This is a genomic window from Collinsella sp. AF05-9 (assembly GCF_003465595.1).
In the GTDB taxonomy this organism is placed as follows: domain Bacteria; phylum Actinomycetota; class Coriobacteriia; order Coriobacteriales; family Coriobacteriaceae; genus Collinsella.
The window spans coordinates 1-7,764 of record NZ_QSBB01000049.1; the positions used below are offsets into that span (position 1 = coordinate 1).

Here is a 7,764-nt window from a genome sequence, read left to right on the forward strand (position 1 = left end):
CTTCCTCTGAGAAGTTCGCGAAGCCCACTTCTCAGAGGAAGGCGCCCGCCCGGAGGCGGCCCCAGCGCGAGACCGTCCCGGATGCTATTCGTTGTCGCCGGCAGTTAGCTGCGTTGCGGAGAGCGCGCCGTCGGCTGCGGTTGCGGCAGCGGCGTCGGGCCAGACCCAGTCGGTAAAGGCCGGGTGATCGAAGCCCTCGTCGCACGCGAACTCAAAGGCCTCGGTGCGGAAGGCCTCCCACTCATCAATCTGCTCGGCAAACTTATCGGCGTCGACCATGCGCAGCACGTCGGCGGCCAGGGCCCAACGATCCATGTTGTTCAGGCGCAGCATGTCGAACGGCGTGGTCGTGGAGCCCTTCTCCTCGTAGCCGTGGACGCGGAACGCGTCGTGTCCGGGGCGGTTCCAGATCAGGCGGCGAATCGTGCCGGCATAGGCGTGGAACGCGAAGAGCACGGGCTTCTCGCCGCAGCCAAACAGCTCAGCCCAGCGCTCGTCGCTTATAGCCTGGTCGTTCTCGCAGACGTTCTGAATCTTGAGCAGATCGACCACGTTGACGAACCATACCTTGATGCCCAGCTCGCGCAGCATATCGGTTGCAGCCAGAGCCTCGAGCGTCGGCACGTCGCCACACGTGGCGACCACGACGTCGGCCTCGCCGAGCGAGTCGGCGGTAGATGCCCACTCCCAATTTGCGACGCCCTCGGCGAGCTCGGCCTTTGCCTCGTCGACCGTCTGGAAGGTCGGGGCGGGCTGCTTGCCGCAGAAGATGGCGTTGACGCAGTCGGTGGACTGGTAGACGCGCTCGGCCACGGCGAGAGCCATGTTAGCGTCGGCCGGATAGTAAGCGTTCACGATATGCGTGTCGTTGGCCTTGTTGAGCAGCAGGTCGATAAAGCCAGGATCCTGGTGCGAGAAGCCGTTGTGGTCCTGACGCCAAACATGGCTCGACAGCAAAATGTTGAGGCCGCTGATGGGGGCACGCCACGGAATCTCGCGCTTGGTAGCCTCGAGCCACTTGCAGTGCTGGTTGACCATGGAGTCGACCACATGGACAAAGCTCTCGTAGGAGCTCCACACGCCGGAGCGGCCGGTGAGCACATAGGCCTCGAGGAAGCCCTCGCACTGGTGCTCGGACAGCTGCTCGACAACCTTGCCGGAGCCAGCGAGCAGCTCGTCGTTGGCCTCGTCCTCGTAGAAGCCGGCATCCCACTGCTTCTTGGTCACCTTATAAGCGGCCTGCAGGCGGTTGGACGCGGTCTCGTCTGGACCGAAGATGCGGAAGTCGTCCATGTTCTTGGCCAGAACGTCGGCAGTGTACTCACCAAAGACGCGGGCAGCCTCGGTGGAGCCCCAACCATGGCCCTTCTCGGCGACGGGAATCTCGTGGGCGTGGATATCGGGCAGCTCGAGCTCGCGACGCACCTTGCCGCCGTTCGCGTTGGGGTTGGCGCCAATACGCAGCTCGCCGGTCGGCATAAAGGCCGTTACCTCGGGGCGCACCTGGCCCTCGGGCGTAAAGAGCTCCTCGGGCTTGTAGGAGCGCAGCCACTCGCGCAGCACGCGGAAGTGCTCGTGAGTGTCCTTGGCGCTTGCCAGCGGCACCTGATGGGCGCGCCAGGAGTCCTCGGTCTTCTTGCCGTCGATCTGCTTGGGGCAGGTCCAGCCCTTGGGCGTACGGAACACAATCATGGGGTAGGCCGGGCGGACCACGGTCTCGCCCGCGGCAGCCTGGGCCTGCGCGGTGGCCTTGATGTCACAAATCTCGTCAAAGACCTGCTCAAACAGGGCGGCAAAGCGCTCATGGATGCTTGCGTGGCTCTCGTCGTCAAAGCCGGCGATAAAGAAGTGCGGCCTATAGCCCATACCCTCAAAGAACTTGGTGAGCTCTTCGTCGGACACGCGGGCGAGGATGGTGGGGTTGGCGATCTTGTAGCCGTTGAGGTGCAGGATCGGCAGGACGATACCGTCGGTTGCCGGGTTCACGAGCTTGTTGGACTGCCAAGAAGTCGCGAGCGGGCCGGTCTCGGACTCGCCGTCGCCCACCACGGCCACGGCTAGCAGGCTCGGGTTGTCCATGACGGCACCGTAAGCGTGGCTGAGCGTGTAGCCGAGCTCGCCGCCCTCGTGGATGGAGCCGGGCGTCTCGGGCGCAAAGTGGCTCGGGATGCCGCCGGGATAGGAGAACTGGCGGAAGAACTTCTGCAGGCCGGCCTCGTCATTGGTGATGTCGGGGCGGATCTCGCGGTAAGTACCGTCGAGCAGCGACTGGGCGGTGCCGGCGGGGCCACCGTGACCCGGGCCCATCAAGAAAATGGCGTTCTGGTTGTGATCGGCAATAAGGCGGTTGACGTGGCCGAACAGGAAGTTGATGCCGGGCGTAGTGCCCCAGTGACCAACCAGGCGATGCTTGACGTCCGGACGACCGAAGTCGCGCGCCTCGCCAGTCTTATCGTCGACAAAGTCAGCGCGCATCAGCGGGTTGGAGCGAAGGTAGATCTGACCGACGGACAGGTAGTTCGAAGCGCGCCAATACAGATCGACACCCTCGAGCTCGGAAGCCGGCACCTCGTGCCCCAGCTTTTGCCACGGCGTCCCCAGTGTTTTAGCCATTGTTTATGTCCCTTCGCTGCGCGGTCACCCTCCGATACGGCAACCATTCGTTGGGACTAGTATATTTGCTAAAACGTTTTATCATGGTGAAAAAACGTTTTATCATCTCTATCAAACACACCAATTGGCAAAACGTAACATTCACCTGCGGCATTGCCTGTCACAGATGCTCCACATTCGATCTTCTCGAATTGATAAACATGTTTAGTTGTATTTAGTAAGTTCTAGAACGCTGCCCTTCACAATGAGAGCAGGCTCCAGAACCACTTCTTCGGCACGCCTGCCGCCCTTGCCGGCAAGACGTTTGGACATGCAACCAAAGGCATGCTCGGCAAGCACGCCCGGATCCTGCTCGATCGCGGTCAGCGCCGGCTCAAAGAGAACGTCGGCAGCCGAGTTGTCATAGCTCACCACCGAGATATCGCCCGGGATGCTCTTCCCCATCTCGTGCAAGCGCTTGAGCAAACCGAGGGCGATGTTGTCCGAACTTGCGAACACGGCGGTGGCATCGGTTGCGAGCACCGCCTCCGAGGCCTCGTAGGCACTCGGAATGTAGTACTCGCTCTCGAACTCCAAGCGCGCGTCGATGGGCAGGCCAACCTCGCGCAGCGCGCGTTCATAGCCGGCAAGTCGTTTGCGACCCGTATTGGAGCGACGCGCGTTAACCAAGCAGGCAATACGGCGGTGGCCTTGCTCGATCAGATAGCGGGTGGCCATATAGCCGCCCATCTCGTGGTCGAACATCACCTTGTCGCACTCGAGCCCCTCAATGGCACGGTCGACCATTACGGCCGGGATGGGCAGGTGGCTGACTTCTTCGCGCAGGGCGCGGTCGTCGGAGAACTCGTCACCTACCACCAGGAAGACGCCATCAACGCCACGCGTCACCAGCTGGCGCAGCAGCTCCAGATCGTCATCGGCGCTTCCGCCCGAGCTGGTAATAAAAAGCGCGTAGCCGTCCTCGCGGCAGCGCTTTTCCAAGCTGCCGGCGAGCGAGGCGAAAAAGCGGCTCTCGATGTTGGGGACGATAAGGCCCAGGGTGCGCGACTCGCGCATGACCAGGCTGCGCGCGATCTGGTTGGGAACATAGTGATTGCGCGCCGCAACCTCCTTGATGAGTTTGCGGTTTTCTTCCGAGATGCGACAGGGCCGATTATTGAGAACAAGCGAGACCGACGAAGGGGAAAGCCCCACCTCTTGGGCAATCTGCTTGAGGGTGACTTTGTTGGCCATCTCGCTCCTTCCGGGTTTACGCGCAATCTCTTGAAAGTATAGCGACTGCCCCTCTACCTCGATGATAAACACTTTATCAATCCGGTGGACGGCAGTTTTATCGCCGCCAGCGCACCAAATACATCTGGGTGGGGTATATTGCAATCGATTGATGAGAACGACCACCAAAAGGCGGATATTCGTATGCACGAGAACGATTTTTTTAACGAGGACCTGCTGTGCGCGCTCGCTGGCGTTGCCGGCGAGGACAACGTGCTGATGAGCGAGCCCATGCGCGAGCACACCACGTTTAAGATCGGCGGTCCGGCCGACGTCTTTGTCACGCCCGATACTGAGCAGGGCCTCGTCGCCACGCTCGATACCTGCTATCGCTGCGACCTGCCACTCACCATCGTGGGCAACGGCTCCGACTTGCTCGTCGGCGACAAGGGCATCCGCGGCGTCGTCGTAGCGCTGGGCGAGGGCCTCTCCGACATTACGGTCGACGGCACGCACGTCACGGCGGCAGCCGGCGCCTTGCTTTCCGATGTCGCAGCCGCGGCAGCCGAGGCCGGCCTTACCAGCATGGAGCCCATCTCGGGCATTCCCGGATCGGTCGGCGGTGCCTGCTACATGAACGCCGGAGCATACGGCGCTTGCATGGCCGATGTGCTGGAGTCCGTGCGCGTCTACAAGCCCGCCCGCATGCTCGACGACGGCACCCGCGGTAGCGGCAGCATTATCGAGTTCGATGTCGATGAGCTCAACCTGGGCTATCGCAAGAGCCGCATTGCCGACGACGGTTTCATCGTGCTTTCGGCCACTTTCAATCTCGCCCCGGGCAACGCCGCGATGATCAAGGCCGACATGGACGACTACCGCCAGCGCCGCGAGGACAAGCAGCCGCTCGACATGCCGAGTGCCGGCTCCACCTTCAAGCGCCCCGAGGGCCACTTTGCCGGCAAACTCATCATGGATGCCGGCCTGCGCGGCCATGCTGTCGGCGGCGCGCAGGTAAGCGAAAAGCACTGCGGCTTTATCGTCAACGCCGACCACGCCACCGCCGCCGACGTCGACGAACTCATCCGCCACATTCAAGCAACCGTCAAGGACCAATTCGGAGTAGACCTACAACCCGAAGTCCACCGAGTCGGCGAATTCCTTTAACAAAGAAGGCCCCGAAAGGGGCCTTCACTTTCTTTTATTCAGACAACCAGTCCGGTGAGTTGTGCTCAGGACCCGAGAGAACCGCGTGCCCGCCCGCGATATATTTGATTGATCGCGAGTTCCGCACGCAAAGAAGGCCACTTAATGTGGCCTTCGTCTTGCGCAGGACTGCCCGAGCAGGCAATCAAATATATCGCGGGCGGGCACGCGGCCCCGTCGGCTTTACGACAGCGCAATACCGCCGAGCCAGCCCCAGCGCACGCCAGAGCCAGTACCATAAAAGCTAATGAACGAATCGAGCGACTTCGATGTAATGGCGCCCTCGTTGCTCATAACGATGCCGCCGCCAACATAGATGCCCACATGGCCATACAGCAGGCCCGGCGTACCGGTGCCGCTATGCGAGGAGTCAGCCACAATCATGCCCACCTGCAGCGCCGAGCGGTCGGAGCTATAGCACCAGGCGTTAAACATATCGCACGCGTTACCGCCAAAGTAGCCAACGCCGGCGTTACGGAAGACATTGGTAACCCACGCCGCGCACCAGTTCTGACCCGGCGAAGGCGTGGAGTAGCACGCGTTGACGACGGCCTGCTGCTTGCCCGAGCCGGCATTCTGCTGCGGAGTTCCGGGCGCATACGATCCACCGCCCGAGCTCGAACCACCCGAGTAGGAATTGTTCTTGTTCGCGGCGGCCGCGGCAGCGGCGGCCTTCCTAGCGGCCTCCTCGGCCTGGGCGGCAGCGAGAATCTCGGAATCGCGCTGAGCCATGAGCTCCTTGACGTCGTCGGAAAGACCGTTCAGCACGGTCTGGACTTCTTGCTGCTTGGCCTGCATATCCTGCATCTGAGCCGTCTGCTGGTCCTTGAGTTTCTCCAGGTTGGCCTTTTGTGCTTCGAGCTCGGTCTTCTGCGCGTCGAGCTCAGCCTGAATCGTCTGGATATCCTCGATGGCATCGCGGTCGCTCTTGTTGATCTTCTCAACGTAATGCGCGTTGGCGACGAGTTCCTCAAACGAGCCAGAGGCCAGCAGCAGCGACAGGATGTTCGTACCGCCGGACTTGTAGCTGGCGGCCACGCGATCGGAAAGGTCGTTGCGCTTCTTCTTGAGCTCGGCCTTCTTTTCATCGATCTGGGCCTGCGTGTCGTCAATCTTGCCCTGGACATTCTCGATGTCGTTGAGGGTCTGGGCATTCTTGTTGGCGAGCGCCGCGTACTCATTGGCAATGCTGTCGAGCTGAGCCTGGACCTCGTCGAGCTGGGCCTGGGCGGCATTCAGTTTGTCGGTGGTTTCTTGACTGGCCTCAGCCGCATGGGCGCGGGCGGGCAGGCCAAAAAGAACAGCCGCAGAAGCGGCGCCGAAAAGAGCCTTAAGGGCAGTGCGGCGCGAAAGCTCCTGCGTAAAGATGGAATCGTTGTTTGGTGACATATGTACTCCGTTACATGCTTATTTATATGTCGCTCAACTCAAACATATTAACGCACATCGCGCTTGTCCCAACTATTTCCACGAACGGCTGGAAAAGCATGGTCAGCGGCTCGCAAATACGTCCCACACCAAAGGTAAGGATTATGCAAATAACACCCTATGAGTACGTTAACATCAATCCTCTGGTTTTCCTGCCCCGCGTGTTTTGGGCGCCCCCAGCTGCGCTATACTCCCCTCAAGAAGTGTTCCTGATTCGATAGGAGACTACATGTCCAAAGCACTCGACCCCAAAGACACCTGCGTCCTCGTTACCGGCGGCGCCGGCTTTATCGGCTCGCACACCGTCGTTCAGCTGCTCGAGGGTGGCTACCAGGTTGTCGTCGTCGATGACCTCTCCAACTCCAGCGCCGTTGCCATCGACCGCGTCAAGACCATCGTGGGCGACGAGGCCGCCAAGAACCTCACCTTCTACGAGGCCAACGTGCTCGACCGCGATGCGATGAACAAGATCTTCGATACCCACCAGATCGACCGCGTCATCCACTTCGCCGGCTTTAAGGCCGTTGGCGAGTCGGTGAGCAAGCCCGTCGAGTACTACCACAACAATATCGAGAACACCCTGGTGCTCATCGATGTCATGCGCAACCACGGCTGTAAGTCCATCATCTTCTCGAGCTCTTCGACCGTCTACGGCGATCCGGACAATCCGCCCGTCACCGAGGAAGACCCCAAGAAGCCCGCGACCAACCCCTATGGTTGGACCAAGTGGATGATTGAGCAGATCCTCATGGACGTCCACACCGCCGACCCCGAGTGGGACGTCGTGCTGCTCCGTTATTTCAATCCCATCGGTGCCCATCCGTCGGGCCTGATCGGCGAGGACCCCAAGGGCATCCCCAACAACCTGGTGCCCTACGTCGCCCAGGTCGCCGTCGGTAAGCTCGAGGCCGTTCAGGTCTTTGGCAACGACTACCCCACCCCCGACGGCACCGGCGTGCGCGACTACATCCACGTGTGCGACCTGGCATCCGGTCACGTTGCCGCCCTCAACTGGATGAACGGCAAGACCGGCGTCGAGATCTTTAACCTGGGCACCGGCACCGGCACCTCGGTACTCGAGGTCGTCGCCGCCTTCTCCAAGGCCTGCGGCAAGGAGCTGCCCTACGTGATTCGCGAGCGCCGTGCCGGCGATATCGCCGCCAACTGGTGCGATGCCTCCAAGGCCGAACGCATGATGGGCTGGAAGGCCCAGTACGACATCGCGGACATGTGCCGCGACAGCTGGAATTGGCAGAGCCATAACCCCAACGGCTTCGCCGACGCCGAGTAGCCACTCCCCCCCGC

Annotated in this window: 5 protein-coding genes; 2 read left to right on the top strand and 3 right to left on the bottom strand. The window is 61.2% G+C overall.

Annotated features, from left to right (window positions below; all coding sequences use genetic code 11):
- Positions 1-84 precede the first annotated feature (84 nt).
- Positions 85-2,613, bottom strand: coding sequence for a phosphoketolase (locus tag DWV43_RS09430; RefSeq protein WP_117818353.1), 2,529 nt, complete (start codon positions 2,611-2,613; stop codon positions 85-87).
- A gap of 204 nt (positions 2,614-2,817) precedes the next feature.
- Positions 2,818-3,846, bottom strand: a complete 1,029-nt coding sequence (locus tag DWV43_RS09435; RefSeq protein WP_055252182.1) for a LacI family DNA-binding transcriptional regulator — start codon at positions 3,844-3,846, stop codon at positions 2,818-2,820.
- Positions 3,847-4,029: 183 nt separating this feature from the next.
- Here DWV43_RS09435 and murB point away from each other — a divergent pair, with 183 nt between their 5' ends.
- On the top strand, positions 4,030-4,992 hold the full coding sequence (murB, locus tag DWV43_RS09440; RefSeq protein WP_117818351.1) for a UDP-N-acetylmuramate dehydrogenase: 963 nt from the start codon (positions 4,030-4,032) through the stop codon (positions 4,990-4,992).
- A gap of 222 nt (positions 4,993-5,214) precedes the next feature.
- On the opposite strand, the gene DWV43_RS09445 is transcribed toward murB, so the two are convergent.
- Positions 5,215-6,420: a hypothetical protein gene (locus DWV43_RS09445; protein WP_117818349.1), complete on the bottom strand. Its 1,206-nt coding sequence runs from the start codon at positions 6,418-6,420 to the stop codon at positions 5,215-5,217.
- Between the two features lie 268 nt (positions 6,421-6,688).
- Between DWV43_RS09445 and galE the strand changes: the two genes are divergently transcribed.
- The gene (gene galE / locus DWV43_RS09450) at positions 6,689-7,750 is read left to right on the top strand and encodes a UDP-glucose 4-epimerase GalE (RefSeq protein WP_117564856.1); all 1,062 of its coding nucleotides are present in this window, start codon (positions 6,689-6,691) and stop codon (positions 7,748-7,750) included.
- The last annotated feature ends 14 nt before the right edge of the window (positions 7,751-7,764 follow it).

Bases quoted from the DNA above. Each gene is read 5' to 3' on its own strand.
- DWV43_RS09435 (WP_055252182.1), bottom strand. From the start codon at position 3,846: ATGGCCAACAAAGTCACCCTCAAGCAGATTGCCCAAGAGGTGGGGCTT.
- murB (WP_117818351.1), top strand. From the start codon at position 4,030: ATGCACGAGAACGATTTTTTTAACGAGGACCTGCTGTGCGCGCTCGCT.
- galE (WP_117564856.1), top strand. From the start codon at position 6,689: ATGTCCAAAGCACTCGACCCCAAAGACACCTGCGTCCTCGTTACCGGC.
- DWV43_RS09430 (WP_117818353.1), bottom strand. From the start codon at position 2,613: ATGGCTAAAACACTGGGGACGCCGTGGCAAAAGCTGGGGCACGAGGTG.
- DWV43_RS09445 (WP_117818349.1), bottom strand. From the start codon at position 6,420: ATGTCACCAAACAACGATTCCATCTTTACGCAGGAGCTTTCGCGCCGC.